Here is a 21908-nt window from a genome sequence, read left to right as displayed (position 1 = left end):
GACGCATGACCACGATGCCCGACCACGGGCAAACGGGTGCACCAGCGGGGGCATGAGCGGGGTACGAGCGGGGGCACGAGGGAGGGGAGCGATCGATGGGATCGGAGCACATCCGCCGCTGGGAGTCGGGCGCACTGGCGCACGCCGTGACGGATCCCTTCGGCCAGGGGCCTCTCCCCTGGCTCCGCGGCACCGACACCTACTTCGACGACACCGGCCAGATGGTTCCCTGGTACGTCGACCCGGACCAGGCCCACCAGACCCACCAGGCCGACCAAACCCACCAGGCCGACCAAACCCACCAGGCCGACCAGGGCCACCGGGCCCACACCCCGCAAGCGGGCACCCCGAGGGTCCCGTCCCCCCGCACCGCCTCCGGAGGCCCCCGCTCGGCGGACGACGTCCGCCGGCAGATCAAGGGCTTCGTCTCCACCGGCGCGGTCGCGCCAGGCGAGGCAGTCGACTTCCACATCACCGTCGACCCGCCCCAGGAATTCGCCGTCGACATCTACCGCATCGGCCACTACGGCGGCGACGGCGCCACGAAGATCACCACCAGCCCCCGGCTGTCCGGCATCGTCCAGCCCCCGCCGCTGACCGCCGACCGCACGGTCTCCTGCCACCACTGGTGGCTGTCCTGGCGCCTCCAGATCCCGAGCTACTGGAACATCGGGGCGTACGTCGCCGTCCTGACGACCACCGACGGCTACCGTTCGCACGTCCCCTTCACCGTCCGCGACAACCACCCCGCGGATCTGCTGCTGCTCCTGCCCGACGTCACCTGGCAGGCCTACAACCTCTACCCCGAGGACGGCCGCACGGGCGCAAGTCTCTACCACGCCTGGGACGAGAACGGCCGGCTGCTGGGCGAGGCGGACGCCGCGACCACGGTCTCGTTCGACCGGCCGTACGCGGGAGCGGGCCTCCCCCTGCACGTCGGTCATGCCTACGACTTCATCCGCTTCGCCGAGCGCTACGGCTACGACCTCGCCTACGCCGACGCCCGCGATCTGCACGCCGGCCACCTGGACCTCAACCGCTACCGCGGCCTGGTCTTCCCCGGCCACGACGAGTACTGGTCGGCGGGTATGCGGCGTGCCGTGGAGGGCGCCCGCGACCACGGCACGTCCCTCGTCTTCCTCTCCGCCAACACCATGTACTGGCAGGTGGAGCTGGGCCCCTCCCCCTCCGGCGTCCCCGACCGCCTGCTCACCTGCCGCAAACGCAAGGGTCCGGGCCGGCCGCTGCTCTGGCGTGAGATCGACCGTGCCGAACAGCAGGTGGTCGGCATCCAGTACGCGGGCCGTGTCCCCGAGCCGTCCCCCCTGATCGTCCGCAATGCCGGCCACTGGCTGTGGGAGGCGACGGGCGCGCTGGACGGCGACGGGATCGACGGTCTGGTCGCGGGTGAGGCCGACCGCTACTTCCCGCGCACCGCGCTGCCCGAGCACGACGACCGCATCCTGCTCGCCCACTCCCCGTACACCGACGGCGAGGGTGTCCTGCGCCACCAGGAGACCTCCCTCTACCGCGCCCCCTCCGGCGCCCTGGTCTTCGCATCCGGGACCTTCGCCTGGTCCCCGTCCCTGGACCGTCCGGGCCACGTCGACCCGCGCGTGCAGCGCGCCACGGTGAACCTTCTGGACCGCATCTGCAAACGTGACTGATCGTCCGCCGCGCCGCGGCCCGTGACCTTCTGCCGTGCAACAGCCCCCGACCTCGCGGCAGACCGCGCTGCGCGTACCCCGGACCGAACCCGATCCCCGCATACGGGAGAATCGAGCCATTGGACAGAACCACGGGGAGGAACCGTGTCCGGATTCGTCGAAAAGCCCGAACCGATTCAGGTTCCGGGTCTGGTGCATCTGCACACCGGCAAGGTGCGCGAGCTGTATCAGAACGAGGCGGGCGACCTCGTGATGGTCGCCAGCGACCGCCTCTCCGCCTACGACTGGGTGCTGCCCACCGAGATCCCCGACAAGGGCCGGGTCCTCACCCAGCTCTCGCTGTGGTGGTTCGACCAGCTCGCCGACATCGCCCCCAACCACGTCCTGAGCACCGAACTCCCGGCCGGCGCCCCCGCCGACTGGGCGGGCCGCACGCTGGTCTGCACGTCGCTCCAGATGGTGCCGGTGGAGTGTGTGGCCCGCGGTTACCTCACCGGCTCGGGCCTGGCCGAGTACAACGAGTCCCGCACCGTCTGCGGCCTCACCCTCCCCGAGGGTCTGGTCGACGGCTCGGAGCTGCCCGCCCCGATCTTCACCCCGGCGACCAAGGCAGCGGTCGGCGAGCACGACGAGAACGTCTCCTACGAGGAGGTCGCCCGCAAGGTCGGCGCGGACACGGCCGCCCAACTGCGTCAGGCCACCCTCGCGGTCTACTCCCGGGCCCGCGACATCGCCCGCGACCGCGGGATCATCCTCGCGGACACGAAGTTCGAGTTCGGCTTCGAGGACGACACCCTGGTCATCGCGGACGAGGTCCTCACCCCGGACTCCTCCCGCTTCTGGCCGGCCGACCAGTGGCAGCCGGGCCGTGCGCAGCCGTCGTACGACAAGCAGTTCGTCCGCGACTGGCTGACCTCGCCGGAGTCCGGCTGGGACCGCAAGAGCGAGCAGCCCCCGCCGCCGCTGCCCGAGCAGGTGGTGGCCGCGACCCGCGCCAAGTACGTCGAGGCGTACGAACGCCTGACGGGCTTGGCCTGGAGCTAGCCACAACCGGCGCCCCATGACAAGGGGCCCCATGACAAGGGGCCCATGGCAGGGGCCCGGCACGACAAAGGCCCCGGTCCATGACCGGGGCCTTTCGCTGGAGCGGACGACGAGGCTCGAACTCGCGACCTCAACCTTGGCAAGGTTGCGCTCTACCAACTGAGCTACGTCCGCACTGCGCCGTGGCGCGAGGCCAACTATACCCAACCTCGCTCGCGGGCGAGCCGCACGGCCGCATGACGGTTCTCCGCCCCGAGCTTGGAGACGGCCGAGGACAGGTAGTTCCGCACCGTCCCCTGCGAGAGTGCGGCCCGTTCCGCGATCTCCGCGACGGGCGCCCCGTCGGCGGCGAGCTCCAGCACCTCCGCCTCCCGGGAGGTCAGCGGCGAGTCTCCGGCGGCGATCGCGTCGGCGGCCAACTCGGGGTCGACGTAGCGGTTTCCGGCATGGACGGTGCGGATGATCTCGGCGAGGCGCCGTGCGCTGACCGTCTTCGGGACGAATCCGCGCACTCCCGCTTCAAGGGCCCGCTTGAGATGTCCGGGCCGGCCGTGACTGGTGACGATCAGCACCTGGCAGCCGGGCAGTTCGGCGCGCAGGGATGTGGCGACCTTCACACCGTCCGCGCCGGGCATCTGAAGATCCAGTACGGCCACATCGGGTTGGTGGGACCGCGCCATCGCCAGCGCCTCGGGTCCGCTTGCCGCCTCGGCGACGATCACGAGGTCGTCCTCCAGCGACAGCAGTGCGGCGAGCGCACCCCGGATGAGGTGCTCGTCGTCGGCGAGCAGCAGCCGTACGGGCGTCACGAGGTGACCTCGCTCACCGTGCGCACCGTCGGCAGCGGCACCGTGGCGGTCACCCGGAACCGGTCGTCGCCCGCCGAACCCGCCTCCAGCTCGCCGTCCACCGCCGTCAGCCGCTCCCGCAGCCCCGCCAGCCCCGATCCGCCGCCCCCGCCGGTGGCCCGCGCCCCGTCGTTCTCCACGGTCAGCACCACACGCTCCTCGGTCACCGACAAGGCTACCGTGCACCGCCCGGCGTCCCCGTGCCGCAGCACATTGGTGGTCGCCTCCCGTACGACCCAGCCCAGCGCCGACTGCACCTCGGCGGGCAGTCCGGCCGTCTCGCCGCTCACCTCGCACCGTATGCCCGCCGCGGTCAACACGCCCTGTGCACCGGCGAGTTCGGCGCCGAGGTCGGCCTCGCGGTAGCCCCGTACGACGTCCCGCACCTCGCGCTGCGACTCCTGCGCGATGCGCTGCACCTCGATCATCTGCTCCACCGCCTCCGGCCGCCCGCGCCGCGCCAGCTGCACCGCCAGCTCGCTCTTCAGCGCGATCACGGCCAGGTTCCGTCCCATCACGTCGTGCAGATCGCGCCCGAAGCGGAGCCGTTCCTCGGCGACGGCGAGCCGGGCACGCGTCTCGCGGGCCTCGTCGAGTTCGTAGACGGTGTTGAGGAGCCAGACGGAGAAGGCGGAGGTGAAGGCGAGGAGCCCCGCGCCGATCAGGACGGTGACGACGGTGAGCAGCGCGGCGGGGGCGGGCACCCCCAGCGCGAACGCCACCAGCCCCGAGCCCGCCGCGAAGCCGGCGACGACGGTGGACGCGCGCCGTCGGCGGCGGACGCCGAGTGTCATGACGCCGGCTCCGACGACGAGCACGGTCGCGAAGAGTCCGCCCGTCGCGGTGTCGACCTCGTCACCGCCCGGACCGTGCTCCCCGATCCAGACCGCCGCGACGGCGACCGCCGCGGTGACGCCGCCCAGTGTCCACAGCATCCGGACGGGCTGCTCGCGGCGGCCCCGCGTCCAGTCCAGCGCCCGGGCCGCCGTCACGGCGCAGACCCCGCCGTGCACGCACACCATCAGCACCAGCCGGCCCGCAAGACCGGGCTCCACCTGGCCGAGGGCCGGCAGTCCGACCGTGGCGATCTCGATCGCGACGAAGAAGTGGAACGACCATCGGGTGTACGTCTCCACCTTCGCCGGCGTGCTCTTGCCCCGCCACCATGTGACCGGCCCACGCACCTCGGTCCCCCCGTCAGTCAGCGCCGCGGCTCCCACCGGAACCACCGCCGTACAGCAAACACTCCTACGGCGGTCCAGGCCAGCGTGGTCAGCACCGGGACCACCGTCTCGTACGCGGAGAGGTCCCCGGTCCAGCCGCCGCGCACCAATGTGATCACCCCTGTCAGCGGCTGCAGTTCGCACACCGTGGCCAGCCGGTCGGGCAGCAGGTCCAGCGGGACGACGACCCCGGAGACCGTCATCGACGAGAGGATCAGCGGGAGTGAAGTGACCTGCGCGCTCTCGACGGTCCGGGTGAAGCCCGCGGTGACCGCCGCCAGGCACGCGCACAGTGCGAGGCCCGACACCAGGCCCAGGACGGCGAGTTGGGGCGCCTTGGGCGCGGGCACGTCGAGCAGGGCCGTACAGCCCACCGCAAGGACCAGGGACTGGACCAGGCCGATGGCGGCCGCCGGGAACGCGGCCCCGGCGAGGATCTCCGCGTCGTGCAGTTCGCCGGTGCGCAGTCGCTTGAGGACGAGTTCCTCGCGCCGGGCGGTGAAGACGCCCACGAGGGTGGCGTACACGCTGAAGAGCAGCGAGAAGCCGATCGAGGCGGGCAGCAGCACCAGCCCGACGCTGAGCCCGATGTCCTTGAGGTCCATCTGTTCGACCGCCGACTGCAGACTGAGCGGCATCGCGAGGGGCAGGAACACGGCCGAGAGGACGGCGGTCCTGCTGCGCCCGAGCAGCATGAGCTCGGCCCGTGCGAGTGCGGCCATCCGGCCGGCCGGGGTGGTGGTGACGGTGCTCATGCCACGTACTCCTGTGCAGGCCGGGACGTGTCCCGGGCGATCCCGAGGAACGCTTCCTCCAGCGAGGCCGACCGCACATCGAGCCTGCGCAGCTCCACAACGGCCCGCTCGGCCCACACCAGCAGCCGGGTGGCCGTGCGCTGGAGTTCGTGGGTCCGCAGCCGGACGGTCCGTCCGGCCATCTCGTGCCCGCACACGCCCAGTTCGCCGAGCGGCGGCAGATCCCCGACGAAGTAGCCCGCGGGAAGCTCGAAGGAGATCCGGGAGGGCTGCGCCGCGGTCACGTCGTCCGGTGTTCCCGCCGCCGCGATGCGTCCCTCGTGCAGGATCGCGAGCCGGTCGGCGAGGTCCTCCGCCTCCTCCAGATAGTGCGTGGTCAGCAGCACGGTCGTGCCCGCGTCGCGCAGGGCGCGCACCAAGTCCCAGGTGTCGCGGCGCCCTTCGGCGTCCAGTCCGGTCGTCGGCTCGTCGAGGAACAGCACTTCGGGTTCGCCGAGCAGCGCGAGCGCGAGGTCCAGGCGCCGCCGCTCACCTCCGGACAACTGCTTCACACGCACGTCGGCCTTCCCGGCCAGTCCGACGAGCTCCAGTGCCTCCCGTTCGGGGCGGGCCCCGCTGGTGCAGCCCGTCCACAGCCGCGTGGTCTCCGCGACGGTCAGCTCGGACGGGAAGCCGCCCTCCTGGAGCATGACGCCGGTGCGGGGCCGTACGACGGCCCGGTCGGCGACGGGGTCGTGGCCGAGGACCCGCACCCGCCCGCCGGCCGGCCGGGCGAGCCCTTCGAGCAGTTCGACCGTCGATGTCTTTCCGGCGCCGTTGGTGCCCAGCAGGGCGAAGATCTCTCCACGGCGCACGGAAAAGGAGATGCCGCGCACCGCCTCGAACCCGCCCCCGTACACACGCCGCAGGTCGGTGACCTCAATCACGTGTTCGTGTCCGCCTGTGTCCATGCCTTCAGCGTCACCGCGTTCCGGGCCCGGCAGCAGTGCGAGGTGTCATCACTCGGCATGACAAATGTCAGACGGACACGCGTCACCGGATACGAGCGGATACGACCGGATGTGACCGGATGCGAAAAGACCCCGGTCCGATGGACCGGGGTCTCATTCCCGAGCGGACGACGAGGCTCGAACTCGCGACCTCAACCTTGGCAAGGTTGCGCTCTACCAACTGAGCTACGTCCGCATTGCCCCCGACCGGCTCTCACCGATCGGCGCGAGCACCAGCCTACCTGATCCACAGGAGTGGTCGGACCGGCGGTGCAGAGCGGGTGACAGGAATTGCACACTGCGCCTTCCCCCTGGAAGGGGGATGTTCTGCTACTGAACTACACCCGCATGTACTCCGCGGAGCTGGGCTTTTTCGGCCTCGCCCCTCGGCGTGCTCCAGACTCTAGCTGACCAGGAGGGGTGCAGCGCAAGTCGGTTCTCCCGAGGGGCGGGTGACCGGACGTCGGGCACGGGGCTCGCGACGCCGTGAACGCTCTACTGCGCCTCGGCGAACGCCTCGTAGACCTTCTTCGGGATCCGCCCGCGCGCAGGCACCTCCATCTTGTTGGCCTGGGCCCAGGCCCGGACGGCCGCCGGGTCGGGGGCGACCTCCGTCTGCCGGTATGCCTTGCCCGACCTCGACCGCTTGCGGCCGGCCTCCACGTACGGCGCGAGCGCCTTACGCAGTTTCTTGGCATTGGCTTGGTTCAGGTCGATCTCGTACGACTTGCCGTCGAGTCCGAAGGCGATCGTTTCCGCCGCTTCCGAGCCGTCGATGTCGTCAAAGAGAGTGACTACGACACGCTGCGCCACGAATATCGGTCCCTTCGTGCGGCATCTCTGCGATGACGTGCCAAGACGCCTCGGAGATGCCGACTGTCCGCCTGTTATTGGGCAAAGTATCGGCTATTGCCAATTCATTTGTACAGTGCCCGGCATTGCAATGTGAAGCCCGACTAAATCTGTCCGCGTGTCCCAGTGCAATAGGTATGACGCACTGATCCCGGATCTTTCCCTGAACTTTTCGTGAAGACACCCCTCCGATACGTGATCGTGATGGCCGGTCCGTAGATTCCTACAACTCTACCCGCGTAGAAATTTTGTGCGGGTAGTCTGAAGGAACCTGCTCAGCACCACACACCGGGAGTGCCAGTGGCACGCGTCGTAGTCGACGTCATGCTCAAGCCGGAGATCCTCGACCCCCAGGGCCAGGCGGTGCAGCGCGCACTGCCGCGACTGGGTTTCGAAGGCATCTCCGACGTACGTCAGGGAAAGCGATTCGAACTGGAAGTTGACGGGCCGGTCGACGAGGCCACGCTCGGCCGCATCCACGATCTTGCGGAATCCTTCCTCGCCAACACCGTGATCGAGGACTTCACCGTCAAGGTGGAGGAAGTCGCGGAGGCCGTGAAGTGACCGCTCGTATTGGCGTCGTCACTTTCCCCGGCAGCCTCGACGACCGGGACACCCAGCGCGCGATCCGTCTGGCGGGCGCCGAACCCGTCGCCCTCTGGCACAAGGACAAGGACCTCAAGCAGGTCGACGCCGTGGTGCTGCCGGGTGGTTTCTCCTACGGCGACTATCTGCGGGCCGGCGCCATCTCCCGCTTCTCGCCCGTGATGGAGAGCGTCATCGAGCAGGCGAAGGCCGGCCTCCCGGTCCTCGGCATCTGCAACGGCTTCCAGGTCCTCACCGAGGCCCACCTCCTCCCGGGCGGGATGCTCGGCAACGACCACCTGCACTTCATCTGCCGCGACCAGAAGCTGCAGGTGGAGAACGCGGACACGGCCTGGACCAGCGACTACGAAGCGGGCCAGGAGATCCACATCCCGCTGAAGAACATGGACGGCCGCTACGTCGCCGACCGGTACACGCTGGACAAGCTGGAGGCGGAGGGACGGGTTGCGTTCCGCTACCTGGACTTCAACCCGAACGGCTCGCTCAACGACATCGCCGGCATCACCAACGAGGCCGGGAACGTCGTAGGCCTGATGCCGCACCCGGAGCACGCCGTGGAGCCGCTCATCGGCACCGGCCGCACCGACGGCCTGCCCTTCTTCACCTCGATCCTCAAGAAGCTGGTCAACGCATGAGCCGGACGCCTCTGGACACGGTCGAGCACGCGGCCGCGACCCCCGACGTCGAGCTGCCCTGGGCCGAACTCGGCCTGAAGAAGGACGAGTACGAGCGGGTCGTGGAGATCCTCGGCCGCCGTCCCACCGGCGCCGAGCTCGCCATGTACTCGGTCATGTGGTCCGAGCACTGCTCGTACAAGTCGTCGAAGGTGCATCTGCGCCAGTTCGGCGAGAAGGCGCCTCGGTCGGACGCCCTCCTCGTCGGCATCGGCGAGAACGCGGGCGTGGTGGACGTCGGCCAGGGATACGCCGTGACCTTCAAGGTCGAGTCGCACAACCACCCCTCCTACGTGGAGCCCTACCAGGGCGCGGCCACGGGCGTCGGCGGCATCGTCCGCGACATCATCGCGATGGGCGCGCGCCCGGTCGCCGTCGTCGACCCGCTCCGCTTCGGCTCGGCCGACCACCCCGACACCAAGCGCGTCCTGCCGGGCGTCGTCGCCGGCATCGGCGGCTACGGCAACTGCCTGGGCCTGCCCAACATCGGCGGCGAGGTCGTCTTCGACTCCTGCTACCAGGGCAATCCGCTGGTCAACGCCGGTGCCATCGGTGTGATGCGACATGAGGACATCCACCTCGCGAAGGCGTCCGGCGCGGGCAACAAGGTCATCCTGTACGGGGCCCGGACCGGTGGCGACGGCATCGGCGGCGCGTCCATCCTCGCGTCCGAGACCTTCGACGACGCCAAGCCCTCCAAGCGCCCCGCCGTCCAGGTCGGCGACCCCTTCCAGGAGAAGCTCCTCATCGAGTGCACCCTGGAGGCGTTCCGGGAGAAGCTGGTCGTCGGCATCCAGGACCTCGGTGCGGCGGGCCTGTCCTGCGCCACGTCCGAGCTGGCGTCGAACGGCTCCGGCGGCATGCGCGTGACGCTCGACGACGTACCTCTGCGCGACTCGACCCTCTCGCCCGAGGAAATCCTCATGAGCGAGTCGCAGGAACGCATGTGCGCGGTCGTCGAGCCGGCGAAGGTCGACCGGTTCCTGGAGATCTGCGACAAGTGGGACGTCATCGCCACCGTCATCGGCGAGGTGACCGACGGCGACCGTCTGGAGATCTACTGGCACGGCGGCAAGATCGTCGACGTCGACCCGCGGACCGTGGCCCACGAGGGCCCGGTGTACGAGCGCCCGTACGCCCGCCCGTCCTGGCAGGACGAGCTCCAGGCGGACGACGCGAACAAGCTGCCCCGGCCGGGTTCGGGTGACGAGCTGGGGGAGCAGGTGCTCAAGCTGGTCGGCTCGCCCAACCAGGCCTCCAAGAAGTGGATCACCTCGCAGTACGACCACTTCGTGCAGGGCAACACCGTCCTCGCCCAGCCCGAGGACTCCGGCATGATCCGCATCGACGAGGAGAGCGGGCTCGGCGTCGCCATCGCGACCGACGGCAACGGCCGCTACGCCAAGCTCGACCCGTACGCGGGCGCGCAGCTGGCCCTCGCGGAGGCGTACCGCAACGTGGCGACCACCGGTGCCAAGCCGCTCGCCGTCTCCGACTGCCTGAACTTCGGCTCGCCCGAGGACCCGGCGGTGATGTGGCAGTTCGCGGAGGCGGTACGGGGTCTCGCGGACGCCTGTCAGCAGCTCGGCACGCCGGTGACCGGCGGCAACGTCTCGCTCTACAACCAGACGGGCGAGGCGGCCATCCACCCGACCCCGGTCGTCGCGGTCCTCGGCGTCATCGACGATGTGGCCCGTCGCACGCCGGTCGCCTTCCAGGAGGAGGGCCAGCTGCTCTATCTCCTCGGCGACACGGCCGAGGAATTCGGCGGCTCGGCCTGGTCCCAGGTCGTCCACGACCACCTCGGCGGCATGCCTCCGAAGGTCGACCTGGAGCGCGAGCGCCTGCTCGGCGAGATCCTGATCTCCGCCTCCCGCGACGGCATGATCGACTCCGCGCACGACCTGTCCGACGGCGGTCTGATCCAGGCGGTCGTGGAGTCCGCGCTGCTGGGCGGCAAGGGCGCGCGTCTCGTCGTACCGGACGGGCTCGACGCGTTCACCTTCCTCTTCTCGGAGTCGGCGGGGCGGGCGGTCGTCGCCGTGCCGCGCTCGGAGGAGGTCCGCTTCAACGACATGTGCGGCGCCCGCGGCCTGCCCGCCGCGCGCATCGGTGTCGTGGACGGAGACTCGGTGGAGCTCCAGGGCGAGTTCGCACTCACCCTGGACGAACTGCGCGAGGCGCACGAGGGGACGATCCCGGCGCTCCTGGCGTAGGTCCCGTCAGTGTGTGAGTCGGAGGCCCTGTCCGTTGGCGGACAGGGCCTCCGGTCGTGCCGGGCTCAGACCGTCACGAGGGCGACCGAAGCCAGAAGTGCGGCCGAGCTGACGATCTCGGCGATGCCGATCCGCTTGGGGGTGAGGCCGCGTCGGGGCAGGGCGGCCGCGCGGATCAGGTAGCCGGTGAAGGGGACCGCATAGGGGAACGCCACCCAGGTGGCCGCCGCCAGGGCGACGGCATGGAAGGCGACTGACGCGGCCAGCAGGTGCCGGTTGCCACGCTCCCGGATGGTCGTCCTGACGAAGAGCAGGGATCCGGTGAAGTAGAGGAGCGTCACCAGGAATGGGCCGGTGACCCGCCAGAGCGACGCTCCGCCCGCCACCGCGACGACGGGGAGGATGAGCGTCGCCGCCACGACCGAGACCAGGCCGTTGGCCAGGGCGCGGTCCCGTCGGGCCTTGGCGAAGAGCCCATTGACCCCGAGCACCGCCGCGAAGACCGGGGCGAACAGCAGGAGTTGCGGGCGTGCGAGGAGGACCGTGGCACCGGCAGTGAGCGTGACGCTCCCGTAGACGAGGAGCTGCGCGCGGACCCGGCCGGGACGGCGCGTCTTGACGGCCAGCAGTCCGAAGTAGGACAGCAGATAGCCGCCGACCCAGCCGAGCAGAAGCGGGAGCTGCACCCAGGAGAAGCCGACGGCGATGAGGCCGGCGAAGTAGGGAACGAGCAGCATGGCCCAAGCGCCGTGCTGCGGGGGGACCCACTGGCCGCGGCGGCGTTTCCGACGGGCTGCCGGGACGGTACCGGTGGCACCGGGCCGGGTGGCTGGGCGGGTCCTACCTGTCTGCATGGACATGTGCACCCTCGTCCGAGGGGGAGGGGTCGAGTGCCGTGTCGAGGCGGGTGAGTATGCCGTCGAGGACCGTCTGCGCCTCACTCTCGTCGAAGTCCTCGCCGAGCCGCTTGCGCACGCCGTCGTCGCTGAGCAGGTGGTGCACCGTCGGCGTCACGTCGTGGCGGGCGAGGCAGTGGCGGGCGCACTGCAGGACACAGCCGTCGATCGCGATGACCGGCCGGCCGCTGGTCGCCTTGCGTACGAGGCTGGGCACATCGCCCCCGACCCCGGCGATGCAGGACATCTCCGCCACGCCGCGGCGGTCGAGCTGGATGGCGAGCCAGTTGGTCATCTGCGCCGCGCTCGAGCAACCGGAGCAGGAGTAGACGAGCGGGAGATCGCGACGATGCTTGGGCAACGGGAGTCCTTTCGGGAGCGGCCCCGGCCACCGGGTACGGAAGGGAGCAATAAAAACGAAGACAATATGTTTTTACTAGGATGGACTGTAACATCAAGGCGTCATGTGCGAATCCGGTCGGCCAGCCGGTCGGCCTTCATCGAGATCCAGTGAAGGCGAACACCCATGTGTGACCACTGCGGCTGCCGGGACCAAGGCGCCATCGGACAGCTCATGCGTCAGCACGAGCTCATCGCCGACCTCGCCCAGCAAGTCCGGCAGGCCCTGGCGGACGGGGACGAACCCACGGCGCGTACCAGGTTCGGCGAAATGCAGTCCCTCCTCACCCCGCACAACAAGTGGGAGGAGCACGGCCTGTTCGCCCGTCTGACGCGGCAGGGCGACTACGCCGACCAGGTACGGGAGCTGGAGGCCGAGCACACCGGCCTGCACGCGGCCATCGACCAGGCCGGCCTCACCCTCGTGGGCTGGCGCGACGCAGTCACGCGGATCCTCGACGAGCTCGACGAACACATCCGCAAGGAGAACCTGGAGCTCTTCCCCGCCGCGCACGCCGTCCTCGACGCCGAGGACTGGGCAGCCGTCGATGCCGCTGCCCCCAGCGCCTGCGCCTGCGGAGGCCGATGCGGGGCCGCCTGACCGTGCGCAGCGTGACCCCGCGGCGTCCCGGCCCCGGGGTCACCGCGCCCACGCAGCAACCGGCCCCGGACAACCGCAACCTCCCCGCCGACCGGGCCGACCAGGGCCTGTCCGGCGGATCATGCCGCAGACGCGGGGCCTGGCACGTCCTCCCCCACTCTCGGCCAAGCTCGCGCGGGAGGTGCCCCCACCGGCGTTGTCGTCGGTTGCCGGCTCCCCCACTCTCGGCTTCGCTCGAGCGGGGTGACCCCCATCGCCCCCGCTCACCTGCTCTGATCAGATGCCGCTGCCACCCTGCGACTTGATCCGCCGAGCAGGCCCTAAGCTCGCCGCCATGCCTCCGGCCAAGAAGCGCACACGGACGTACGACCCCGCCAAGATCCGCGCCGCGGTCCTCGCCCAGTTCGGGAACGTACGGGAGGCCGTCCGCACCCTCACACCCGAGCAGCTGGCCCTGCCCACGCGCCTCGGGGACTGGACCGTCCGCGAGCTCGCGGCGCACCTGACCATGGCCGTGGAGAGCGTCAGCCGCAACCTCGACCGGGACGAGCCCGCGAAGCCGGACCTCGCCCTCCTCGACTGGCCCTTCGCCACCGCCGCCCGGGCCGGCGACATCGCCGAGGGCACACGCGAACTGACCGCGGCCCAGCCCGACCTCGGCGCCCTCTACACCCGCACCGGGGAACGCCTCACCGAGCGCCTCGCCACCGCCCCCGGCAGCCGGCTGCTGGCCGCCCGTACCGGCACCATGCGCCTCGACGACTACCTCGTCACCCGCACCGTCGAACTCGTCGTCCACACCGACGACCTGAACGCGGCCGTGCCCGGCCTCGGTATCCCGTACGACCGCCAGGCCCTCGCCGCCTGCACCCGGCTCCTCGCCGACGCCCTGGCCGCGAAGGCCCCCGGCGGCTCGACGGAGGTGCGGATCCCGCCGTACGCCGTCGTGCAGTGCGTCGAAGGACCCCGGCACACCCGCGGCACGCCGCCCAACGTCGTCGAGACCGACCCACTGACCTGGATCCGCCTGGCGACCGGGCGGATCACCTGGCCGGACGCGGTCGAGACGGCCACGGTCAGCGCCAGCGGCGAACGCGCGGACCTGGGCGGGCTGCTGCCGCTGATGAAGTGAGCCGGACGGACGCAGGGGGAACCGGTCCTGAGTCCCTCCCGTCCCACCGGCATGGACAAACAGCGACTGACGCTCGCCGCTTTGACCCTGCTGCCGCTCGCCGCGGCGTGCGGCACCGAGAACGCGGCCAGTGACGCGGTCGGTGCCGGATCCTCCGTCACCGGCGTCCACTGGGCCGTCGACGACCTCACCGTCGACGGCCGGACCACCGAGGCGCCGGGCACCGCCTACCTGCGCATCGCCGACGACGGCAAGGTCCGGGGCAACCTCGGCTGCAACAACTTCGGCGCCGAGGCCGGCTTCGACGACGGCAGGGTCTCCTTCGACGGGATGTCGGCCACCGAGATCGCCTGCCAGGGTGTTCCCGTCACCTTCGAGGAGACCCTCGCCCGTACCCTCTCCGACGGCGACCTCACCGCACGGATGAAGGGCGACCAACTGACCCTCACCACCGCCGACGGCGACCGCATCCGTCTCACCAAGGAGACCGACGCCCCGCTGTACGGCACGAAATGGCTCATCACGTCCCCCGACACGGACGGCCGGGCCCACCTCACCTTCGACCAGAAGTCCGGCAAGGTTTCGGGCAGCCTCGGCTGCAACGAGGTGAACGCCAGGGCAACGGTCCGCGACGGACAGATCACCCTCGGCACCGCCGCGACCACCCGAATGATGTGCGACACCTCACTCATGAAGTCGGAGAAGAGCCTCCTGCGGCTCTTCGACGGCACGGTGTCCTATGTAATCGATCATCGAACGCTCACTCTGACCAGCGAAAACGCCGACAGTGTCGGAGCGGTCGCCGATAAGTGATCCACTACGGGCGCCCATCCCCAATTCGGACCAGTGGTCGATCTCGCCTACACTCGGTGCCGTGCCACGTGGTGACGGTCGACTCAATCACGATCTGCTCCCCGGCGAGAAAGGCCCCCAGGACGCTTGTGGCGTCTTCGGTGTCTGGGCTCCGGGTGAAGAGGTCGCAAAGCTCACGTACTTCGGGCTCTACGCCCTCCAGCATCGGGGTCAGGAATCCGCGGGAATCGCGGTCAGCAACGGCTCCCAGATCCTCGTCTTCAAGGACATGGGCCTCGTCTCCCAGGTCTTCGACGAGACCTCGCTCGGTTCGCTCCAGGGTCATATCGCGGTCGGTCACGCCCGCTACTCGACCACCGGCGCCTCCGTGTGGGAGAACGCCCAGCCGACGTTCCGCGCCACCGGGCACGGTTCCATCGCGCTCGGCCACAACGGCAACCTGGTCAACACGGCGGAGCTCGCCGAGATGGTCGCCGAGCTCCCGAAGGACACCAACGGCCGCTCCACCCGCGTGGCCGCCACCAACGACACCGACCTGCTCACCGCGCTGCTGGCGGCCCAGGTCGGCGAGGACGGCAGCCCGCTGACCATCGAGGAGGCCGCCCACGCGGTCCTCCCGCAGGTCAAGGGCGCCTTCTCGCTCGTCTTCATGGACGAGCACACCCTGTACGCCGCCCGCGACCCGCAGGGCATCCGCCCGCTGGTCCTCGGCCGCCTGGAGCGCGGCTGGGTCGTCGCCTCCGAGACCGCCGCCCTCGACATCACGGGCGCGAGCTTCGTCCGCGAGATAGAGCCCGGCGAGTTCGTCGCGATCGACGAGAACGGTCTGCGGACCTCCCGGTTCGCGGAAGCGAAGCCCAAGGGCTGTGTCTTCGAGTATGTGTACCTGGCCCGCCCGGACACCGACATCGCCGGCCGGAACGTGTACCTCTCGCGCGTCGAGATGGGCCGCCGCCTGGCGAAGGAAGCCCCGGTCGAGGCCGACCTGGTCATAGCGACCCCGGAGTCCGGCACCCCCGCCGCCATCGGCTACGCGGAGGCCTCCGGCATCCCGTTCGGCGCCGGCCTGGTCAAGAACGCCTACGTCGGACGTACGTTCATCCAGCCCTCGCAGACCATCCGGCAGCTCGGCATCCGTCTGAAGCTGAACCCGCTGAAGGAAGTCATCAAGGGCAAGCGCCTGGTCGTCGTCGACGACTCGATCGTGCGCGGCAACACCCAGCGCGCGCTGGTGCGGATGCTCCGCGAGGCCGGGGCCGCCGAGGTCCACATCCGGATCTCGTCCCCGCCCGTGAAGTGGCCCTGCTTCTTCGGCATCGACTTCGCCACCCGCGCCGAGCTGATCGCCAACGGCATGACCATCGAGGAGATCGGCACCTCGCTGGGCGCCGACTCCCTGGCGTACATCTCCATCGACGGCATGATCGATGCGACCACCATCGCCAAGCCGAACCTCTGCCGCGCCTGCTTCGACGGTGAGTACCCGATGGAGCTCCCGGACCCCGAGCTGCTCGGCAAGCAGCTCCTGGAGACCGAGCTTGCCGCCGGTCCGGCAGCCACGGCCGCGGCCGACGCGATCCGTCGCCCGTAAGCCTCGTAGAAACCAACCCGAAAGATCCCAGGCAATGTCTGAGACTGCTGTTCCCGGTGCTTCCTACGCGGCTGCCGGCGTCGACATCGAAGCGGGCGACCGCGCCGTCGAGCTGATGAAGGAGTGGGTGAAGAAGACGCAGCGCCCCGAGGTCCTCGGCGGCCTCGGCGGATTCGCCGGCCTCTTCGACGCCTCCGCCCTCAAGCGCTACGAGCGCCCGCTGCTCGCCTCCGCCACGGACGGCGTCGGCACCAAGGTCGACATCGCGCGGCAACTGGGCGTGTACGACACCATCGGCCACGACCTGGTCGCCATGGTCATGGACGACATCGTGGTGTGCGGTGCCGAGCCGCTGTTCATGACCGACTACATCTGCGTCGGCAAGGTGCACCCCGAGCGGGTCGCCGCCATCGTCAAGGGCATCGCCGAGGGCTGTGTACTGGCCGGCTGCGCCCTGGTGGGCGGCGAGACGGCCGAGCACCCCGGCCTGCTGGGCCCGGACGACTTCGACGTCGCCGGCGCCGGTACGGGCGTGGTGGAGGCCGACCGGCTGCTCGGCGCGGATCGCATCCGGAAGGGTGACGCGGTCGTCGCCATGGCCGCGTCCGGGCTTCACTCGAACGGGTACTCGCTGGTCCGGCACGTCCTGCTGAACCAGGCAGGCCTGTCGCTGGACGCACAGATCGAGGAGCTCGGCCGGACCCTGGGCGAGGAACTGCTCGAACCGACCAAGATCTACTCGCTGGACTGCCTGGCCCTGACCCGCACCACCGATGTGCACGCCTTCAGCCACATCACCGGCGGCGGACTCGCCGCCAACCTGGCCCGGGTCGTCCCGGACACCCTGCACGCCGTCGTCGACCGCTCCACCTGGACCCCGGCACCGGTCTTCGACCTCGTCGGCAGGACGGGGCAGGTCGAACGCCTGGAGCTGGAGAAGACCCTGAACATGGGCGTCGGCATGATCGCGATCGTGCCGGAGGAGTCCACGGACGTGGCCCTGTCGACCCTTGCGGACCGCGGCGTCGAGGCATGGGTCGCGGGCGAGATCACCGACCGCGGCGACCACACGACGGGCGCCGAGCTGGTCGGGGACTACGCCGGCTGAGGCAGGCGACAGGCAGCGCAAAACCCGGTCCGGTGGTATAAACCACTCCGGACCGGGTCGAGCACTACTGGATCGTCAAGCGCCTCGGCGCTGCGACGCGGGACCGGACTCGTCGTCCTCATCGTCCTCGTCGTCGTTGTACAGATCCGCGTACTGGGCGTACGGGTCGTCGTCTTCGTCGTCCTCGAACGGCTCGCCGTTCGGCGGCTGGTTCGAAGTCGATGCGCCCAGCTCGTTGGCCAGACGCGACAGGTCAGTCCCGCCGCTGTTGTACTTCAGCTGGCGGGCGACCTTCGTCTGCTTGGCCTTGGCCCGGCCGCGCCCCATGGCTCGACCCCCTCGGTGACGGGGCTCGACGGCCCCAGAGTCTTGACACGCGTTCATGATCTGGAACGGGCTCTCCGTGGAGAGACCGGTCCGTAGGGCTTCCACGGTACCTGAGCCCGCGCCCATACGGTACGTCGCCCGCAGGACGTGCCGGGTCCCAGAACCCGCGAGGTGCCCCGTCCCCGCTGGTCAACCGCGATTTTAACCACTTATTGGCGGACGACCCGCCGACGAACGTGAGAGTTCTCTCTAAGTGCCCGTCGGCGGGTACCGGTCAAACCCGAACGCGCCGCGGAATCAGCGTGCCCGGCGTCCCTCTGCCATCCGCTGCTCCGCGATCCGGTCGGCCGCGGCCGCCGGAGGAATCCCGTCCGTCTTCGCACGTGCGAAGATCGCCAGCGTGGTGTCGAAGATCTTCGCGGCCTTCGCCCTGCACCGCTCGAAGTCGAAGCCGTGCAGCTCGTCCGCGACCTGGATGACGCCGCCGGCGTTCACCACGTAGTCCGGCGCGTAGAGGATGCCGCGGTCGGCGAGGTCCTTCTCGACGCCTGGGTGCGCGAGCTGGTTGTTGGCCGCGCCGCAGACCACCTTGGCGGTCAGCACCGGAACGCTGTCGTCGTTGAGGGCCCCGCCCAGCGCGCAGGGGGCGTAGATGTCGAGCCCCTCGATGCTGATGAGCGTGTCGGTGTCGGCGACCACGTCCACCGAGGGGTGCTTGTCGGCGATGCGCCGCACGGCATCCTGTCGTACGTCCGTGATCACGACCCGCGCACCTTCGGCCAGCAGGTGCTCCACCAGGTGGTGCCCGACCTTGCCGACGCCCGCGATGCCGACCTTGCGCCCGCGCAGCGACGGGTCGCCCCACAGGTGCTGGGCGCTGGCGCGCATGCCCTGGTAGACGCCGAACGCGGTGAGCACGGAGGAGTCGCCCGCGCCGCCGTTCTCGGGGGAGCGCCCCGTGGTCCAGCGGCACTCTCGCGCGACGACGTCCATGTCGGCGACGTACGTGCCGACGTCGCACGCGGTCACGTAGCGCCCGCCCAGCGAGGCCACGAACCGGCCGTAGGCGAGCAGCAGCTCCTCGGTCTTGATGCGGTCGGGATCCCCGATGATCACGGCCTTGCCGCCGCCGTGGTCGAGACCGGCCATGGCGTTCTTGTACGACATCCCGCGCGCGAGATTCAGGGCGTCGGCGACGGCCTCCTCCTCGTTCGCGTACGGGTAGAAGCGCGTACCGCCGAGGGCGGGGCCCAGAGCGGTGGAGTGGATGGCGATGACGGCCTTGAGGCCGCTGGCGCGGTCCTGGCAGAGCACGACTTGCTCATGGCCTCCCTGGTCCGAGTGGAACAGGGTGTGCAGTACATCAGCAGGTGCGCCGGTTACGTCGGTCACTGTGGTGACTCCTGGGTAAGTAGCGGCGGTTGGGGAGGGCTCCCGTACGGGTGGCGGGGCCTGTGAGCATGAGATTAGAGCCTGGGTGCGCCCGCCGACCGCGCAGTGCTCAGGATCACCTGCTCCCGGAGTACTCCCGTGCGACGATTTGCATAGATTTCCCGCAGGTTTGTGAGCGGATTCCGCAGGTTTTCCTGATGGTGGGAGGGGGAGGGAGCAGGCGTGCCCAAGGTGTCCTCGGTGATCGTCCCGTACGCGGCCTACCTTCGCGTGTACGAACCGCTGGCCGCCTTCCCCGAGCCCGAGCGCACCCACTGGGCACGTTACGCCCGTCGCGCCGACCGCCCCTCCTACCAGGACGAACTGCGCCGCTCCCTGGCCGACCTGCTGCCCACCCCGCCCGTCGCCGTGCCGGTCCACGAGAGCAGTGACGCCTTCGTGCTCGACGTCGACTCAGTCGTGTGCGTCTGCCCCTGGCGCACCCGGCTGCGCGGCTGGCAGGCCCTCGGCGATCTCGGCGACGAGCTCCCGGTGCCCGTCCTGGACGCCGTGCTGCCGCCGGTCGTGCGGCGCCAGGCGGCCCAGGACTACGAGCGCTGGCTGGTCCGCAATCCGGACGCCCGGCCCTGGATCCGCACCGCGACCTGGCAGGTGCCGATCAACTGGTTCGTGCTGGTCTCCGACGACGAGCGGGAGTACGGCAAGGGCTCCGGCGACGCCGGGGGCGAGGAGCCGGTGCTGCGGTACCGGACACCGATGGTGCAGGCCCGGCGGCGGGTGGCCCGGGGCCTGAGGGCGCTCAAGGACGCCATCGACGAAGGGCCGCTGATCGACGGCCTGGTGGACGTCGGCCGCTGGCTGGAGGAGTTCCACCCGCGCTCGCTGGTGGAGCTGGACTACGGCGGGCTGGTGCATGTGCTGCCGTCCGAGGAGCTGGCGGACGATCACTCGGCGGCGGACGTGGCCGAGGGGATCGAGGCGCTGCGGCACGGCGACGGGGCGGCCGCCGCCGAGGCGTACGCGCGGCTCGTGGAGCGCTGGCGGTCGGTGCGGGACCGGCGCTCGGCGAACTGACGTTTGACCCGACGCCGATTTTGGTGTTTCGTCCTCGGACCGGCTTGGTCCTGAGGTTTCGTCAACAACGGACGTAGATACCGATACGGGCGTTTGCCGTCAAGCGTGACGGACCGCACGTACGCGGCCCTTGCGTCCCTTGCCCCTCCTCGTGCCAAAATAGGACAAGGAGTCCGGGGGAGGCTCTGTCTGCCCACGTAAAGGGTGGAATCTCAGCATTGCACGCTTTGGGGGGTCTTGTGACTCCTGATCGCCCTGTGACTGATCGTCACAGTGGCGTGACTGTCCGCTATGGCATGGTCCATCGGCTTCCGTCGCCGATGAACACCTGGGGGGCAATTCCATCGGTTTGGCCGACGCGGCTGGACAGATGGTGTAGTTGTAGTGCCGAGGACAAGCCGTTCGTCCTATAACCGACTCGACTCGCGTCCGCCATTTCGGGCAACGCGGGTCAAGGTGCAGAATTTAGAGGAAAGAACCGAGAAGGTTCGGTTCTCCCGAGGAGGCCGCTCATGACCGCTCGCACCCCTGATGCCGAGCCGCTGCTGACCCCGGCTGAGGTCGCCACGATGTTCCGCGTCGACCCCAAGACGGTCACGCGGTGGGCGAAGGCCGGCAAGCTCACGTCGATCCGCACGCTCGGCGGGCACCGCCGCTACCGCGAGGCTGAGGTCCGCGCTCTGCTCGCGGGCATCCCGCAGCAGCGCAGCGAGGCCTGAACAACTGAATAACCGGGCAAAACCGGCAGGTCCCCCAACCTGCCGAGACGCCCGGAACCACAGCTCCAAGCGACGCGGGCCCTGCCCCAACAGGTCCCACGCCCACGCTCTTTGAAGCTTTCCGAGCAGTGCACACGGGTGCGTCGTCGATCGCGCTGGACTCCGCCGGGTCCAGCGCGATCTTTTTTGTGCGCGGAACGTGTTCTGGCAGGTGCTCTGTGAGCAGCCTTGTCGGAGTCTGGGGAGGGGTGTCGGATCTCCCGCGGACACCCTGCCCTAGTGGTGCAATTGCACATATTAAATTGACCTGTTGTACGTGAGGGGTAAGTACCGCGGTTTCAGAAACTCATGCGGTGACACCCGTCACATGACGGGCCGCTTGTTGCTGCTGGTACGTGTGCGCTAAAGGGGCCACGCGGCTCCAGGGCCCCGCGGCAGCACGGCTGTTGGGCAGTGACGGTGGTCACGCGGGGGACGGGCTCTCGTCCTCGACCGCCTCCGGCTGAGCCCCCACGGCTCGTGGAGCGGTGTCCATCGCCAGGCGGAGCAGGTGATGGCAGATCGGGCAGTGGCGCGTGAGATGGCGGTACCGATACGACGAAGCAGCCGACAGATGCGCGCGGAGCAATGCCCGCGTTTCGTGCCTCGCCGATGCCGTCATGCGCCACCTCCGGGGCCGTACGGAGAAGGGGCCCTGGTTTCTGGGTACCGAGGGAATGTGACGGCGTCAAGAGAGCCTGAGCCCCGTACGCGCGCTTCCAGGCGTCTGTGCGGGGCTTCCAGGCGACCGCAGAGGCAGCTTCCAGGTGTCCGCACAAGCAAGAGAGCCCGGGTCCGAAGACCCGGGCTCTCTGTTCACTGCGGTCCTGACGGGATTTGAACCCGCGGCCTCCACCTTGACAGGGTGGCGAGCACTCCAAACTGCTCCACAGGACCAGGTTTCGCGGCACTTGGCGGTGCGCTGTGCTGCGAGAAGAGACTG

Annotated in this window: 22 protein-coding genes and 4 tRNA genes; 12 read left to right on the top strand and 14 right to left on the bottom strand. The window is 69.7% G+C overall.

Annotated features, from left to right (window positions below):
• Positions 1 to 95: 95 nt before the first annotated feature.
• On the top strand, positions 96 to 1667 hold the full coding sequence (locus F7R91_RS05220; protein ID WP_150944975.1) for a N,N-dimethylformamidase beta subunit family domain-containing protein: 1572 nt from the start codon (positions 96 to 98) through the stop codon (positions 1665 to 1667).
• Between the two features lie 144 nt (positions 1668 to 1811).
• Entirely contained in the window at positions 1812 to 2711 is a 900-nt protein-coding gene (locus tag F7R91_RS05215) for a phosphoribosylaminoimidazolesuccinocarboxamide synthase (protein WP_150944973.1), read from the top strand.
• Positions 2712 to 2809: 98 nt separating this feature from the next.
• On the opposite strand, the gene F7R91_RS05210 is transcribed toward F7R91_RS05215, so the two are convergent.
• From F7R91_RS05210 to F7R91_RS05175, 8 genes are all read right to left on the bottom strand, one after another.
• Positions 2810 to 2885: transfer RNA gene (locus tag F7R91_RS05210), tRNA-Gly, on the bottom strand.
• Between the two features lie 23 nt (positions 2886 to 2908).
• A complete protein-coding gene (locus F7R91_RS05205) occupies positions 2909 to 3520 on the bottom strand; it encodes a response regulator transcription factor (protein WP_150944971.1) in 612 nt (203 codons plus the stop codon).
• Complete coding sequence (locus F7R91_RS05200) at positions 3517 to 4743, bottom strand: sensor histidine kinase (RefSeq protein ID WP_150944969.1); 1227 nt, start codon at positions 4741 to 4743, stop codon at positions 3517 to 3519. The genes F7R91_RS05205 and F7R91_RS05200 overlap by 4 nt, the downstream gene beginning before the upstream one ends.
• Positions 4744 to 4760: 17 nt before the next feature.
• Positions 4761 to 5537 carry an ABC transporter permease gene (locus F7R91_RS05195; RefSeq protein ID WP_150944967.1) on the bottom strand — a complete coding sequence of 259 codons (777 nt, stop codon included), beginning with the start codon at positions 5535 to 5537 and terminating at the stop codon, positions 4761 to 4763.
• Entirely contained in the window at positions 5534 to 6487 is a 954-nt protein-coding gene (locus F7R91_RS05190) for an ABC transporter ATP-binding protein (protein WP_150944965.1), read from the bottom strand. The genes F7R91_RS05195 and F7R91_RS05190 overlap by 4 nt, the downstream gene beginning before the upstream one ends.
• A 162-nt stretch (positions 6488 to 6649) precedes the next feature.
• Positions 6650 to 6722, bottom strand: a tRNA-Gly gene (locus F7R91_RS05185).
• An 80-nt stretch (positions 6723 to 6802) separates the two neighbouring features.
• A tRNA-Gly gene (locus tag F7R91_RS05180) sits at positions 6803 to 6874 on the bottom strand.
• Positions 6875 to 7021: 147 nt separating this feature from the next.
• Positions 7022 to 7339, bottom strand: a complete 318-nt coding sequence (locus tag F7R91_RS05175; RefSeq protein ID WP_150944964.1) for a histone-like nucleoid-structuring protein Lsr2 — start codon at positions 7337 to 7339, stop codon at positions 7022 to 7024.
• Between the two features lie 339 nt (positions 7340 to 7678).
• Between F7R91_RS05175 and purS the strand changes: the two genes are divergently transcribed.
• Genes purS through purL form a run of 3 tightly spaced genes read left to right on the top strand, consistent with a single transcriptional unit; the run spans position 7679 to position 10874 of the window.
• Positions 7679 to 7942 (top strand): phosphoribosylformylglycinamidine synthase subunit PurS, encoded by a 264-nt coding sequence (gene purS / locus F7R91_RS05170; RefSeq protein WP_150944962.1) that lies wholly within the window; start codon positions 7679 to 7681, stop codon positions 7940 to 7942.
• Positions 7939 to 8619, top strand: coding sequence for a phosphoribosylformylglycinamidine synthase subunit PurQ (gene purQ / locus F7R91_RS05165; RefSeq protein ID WP_150944959.1), 681 nt, complete (start codon positions 7939 to 7941; stop codon positions 8617 to 8619). Before purS ends, purQ begins: the two co-directional genes overlap by 4 nt.
• Entirely contained in the window at positions 8616 to 10874 is a 2259-nt protein-coding gene (gene purL, locus F7R91_RS05160; protein WP_150944957.1) for a phosphoribosylformylglycinamidine synthase subunit PurL, read from the top strand. Before purQ ends, purL begins: the two co-directional genes overlap by 4 nt.
• 65 nt (positions 10875 to 10939) lie before the next feature.
• On the opposite strand, the gene F7R91_RS05155 is transcribed toward purL, so the two are convergent.
• Positions 10940 to 11728: a YwiC-like family protein gene (locus tag F7R91_RS05155; protein WP_150944955.1), complete on the bottom strand. Its 789-nt coding sequence runs from the start codon at positions 11726 to 11728 to the stop codon at positions 10940 to 10942.
• The gene (locus F7R91_RS05150; protein ID WP_150944953.1) at positions 11715 to 12131 is read right to left on the bottom strand and encodes a putative zinc-binding protein; all 417 of its coding nucleotides are present in this window, start codon (positions 12129 to 12131) and stop codon (positions 11715 to 11717) included. The genes F7R91_RS05155 and F7R91_RS05150 overlap by 14 nt, the downstream gene beginning before the upstream one ends.
• Positions 12132 to 12344: 213 nt before the next feature.
• Here F7R91_RS05150 and F7R91_RS05145 point away from each other — a divergent pair, with 213 nt between their 5' ends.
• The 5 genes from F7R91_RS05145 (at position 12345) to purM (ending at position 17414) form a co-directional block, all read left to right on the top strand.
• Positions 12345 to 12770, top strand: a complete 426-nt coding sequence (locus tag F7R91_RS05145; protein ID WP_191971361.1) for a hemerythrin domain-containing protein — start codon at positions 12345 to 12347, stop codon at positions 12768 to 12770.
• 334 nt (positions 12771 to 13104) lie between these two features.
• A complete protein-coding gene (locus F7R91_RS05140; protein WP_150944949.1) occupies positions 13105 to 13902 on the top strand; it encodes a maleylpyruvate isomerase family mycothiol-dependent enzyme in 798 nt (265 codons plus the stop codon).
• A gap of 51 nt (positions 13903 to 13953) precedes the next feature.
• Entirely contained in the window at positions 13954 to 14715 is a 762-nt protein-coding gene (locus F7R91_RS05135; RefSeq protein ID WP_150944948.1) for an META domain-containing protein, read from the top strand.
• Between the two features lie 61 nt (positions 14716 to 14776).
• Positions 14777 to 16306: an amidophosphoribosyltransferase gene (purF, locus tag F7R91_RS05130; RefSeq protein ID WP_150944946.1), complete on the top strand. Its 1530-nt coding sequence runs from the start codon at positions 14777 to 14779 to the stop codon at positions 16304 to 16306.
• A gap of 34 nt (positions 16307 to 16340) precedes the next feature.
• Positions 16341 to 17414: a phosphoribosylformylglycinamidine cyclo-ligase gene (gene purM / locus F7R91_RS05125; protein ID WP_150944943.1), complete on the top strand. Its 1074-nt coding sequence runs from the start codon at positions 16341 to 16343 to the stop codon at positions 17412 to 17414.
• Between the two features lie 75 nt (positions 17415 to 17489).
• Here the strand turns inward: purM and F7R91_RS05120 are convergent, their stop codons facing one another.
• Both F7R91_RS05120 and F7R91_RS05115 read right to left on the bottom strand, forming a co-directional pair.
• Positions 17490 to 17741: a DUF3073 domain-containing protein gene (locus F7R91_RS05120; RefSeq protein WP_067022460.1), complete on the bottom strand. Its 252-nt coding sequence runs from the start codon at positions 17739 to 17741 to the stop codon at positions 17490 to 17492.
• Positions 17742 to 18038: 297 nt separating this feature from the next.
• Positions 18039 to 19133 carry a Leu/Phe/Val dehydrogenase gene (locus F7R91_RS05115; protein WP_150944941.1) on the bottom strand — a complete coding sequence of 365 codons (1095 nt, stop codon included), beginning with the start codon at positions 19131 to 19133 and terminating at the stop codon, positions 18039 to 18041.
• Between the two features lie 222 nt (positions 19134 to 19355).
• Here F7R91_RS05115 and F7R91_RS05110 point away from each other — a divergent pair, with 222 nt between their 5' ends.
• The gene (locus F7R91_RS05110; RefSeq protein ID WP_150944939.1) at positions 19356 to 20207 is read left to right on the top strand and encodes a hypothetical protein; all 852 of its coding nucleotides are present in this window, start codon (positions 19356 to 19358) and stop codon (positions 20205 to 20207) included.
• 512 nt (positions 20208 to 20719) lie between these two features.
• On the top strand, positions 20720 to 20926 hold the full coding sequence (gene bldC, locus F7R91_RS05105) for a developmental transcriptional regulator BldC (RefSeq protein ID WP_003949541.1): 207 nt from the start codon (positions 20720 to 20722) through the stop codon (positions 20924 to 20926).
• Between the two features lie 463 nt (positions 20927 to 21389).
• On the opposite strand, the gene F7R91_RS42505 is transcribed toward bldC, so the two are convergent.
• Positions 21390 to 21587 carry a DUF6274 family protein gene (locus F7R91_RS42505; protein WP_150944937.1) on the bottom strand — a complete coding sequence of 66 codons (198 nt, stop codon included), beginning with the start codon at positions 21585 to 21587 and terminating at the stop codon, positions 21390 to 21392.
• A gap of 200 nt (positions 21588 to 21787) precedes the next feature.
• Positions 21788 to 21862 (bottom strand) — tRNA-Asp (locus F7R91_RS05095).
• Positions 21863 to 21908: the final 46 nt, after the last annotated feature.

The sequence above is a fragment of the Streptomyces luteolifulvus genome, from assembly GCF_008806595.1.
GTDB classification, from domain to species: Bacteria; Actinomycetota; Actinomycetes; order Streptomycetales; family Streptomycetaceae; genus Streptomyces; species Streptomyces luteolifulvus.
This window is presented reverse-complemented; position numbering and strand designations above follow the sequence as displayed.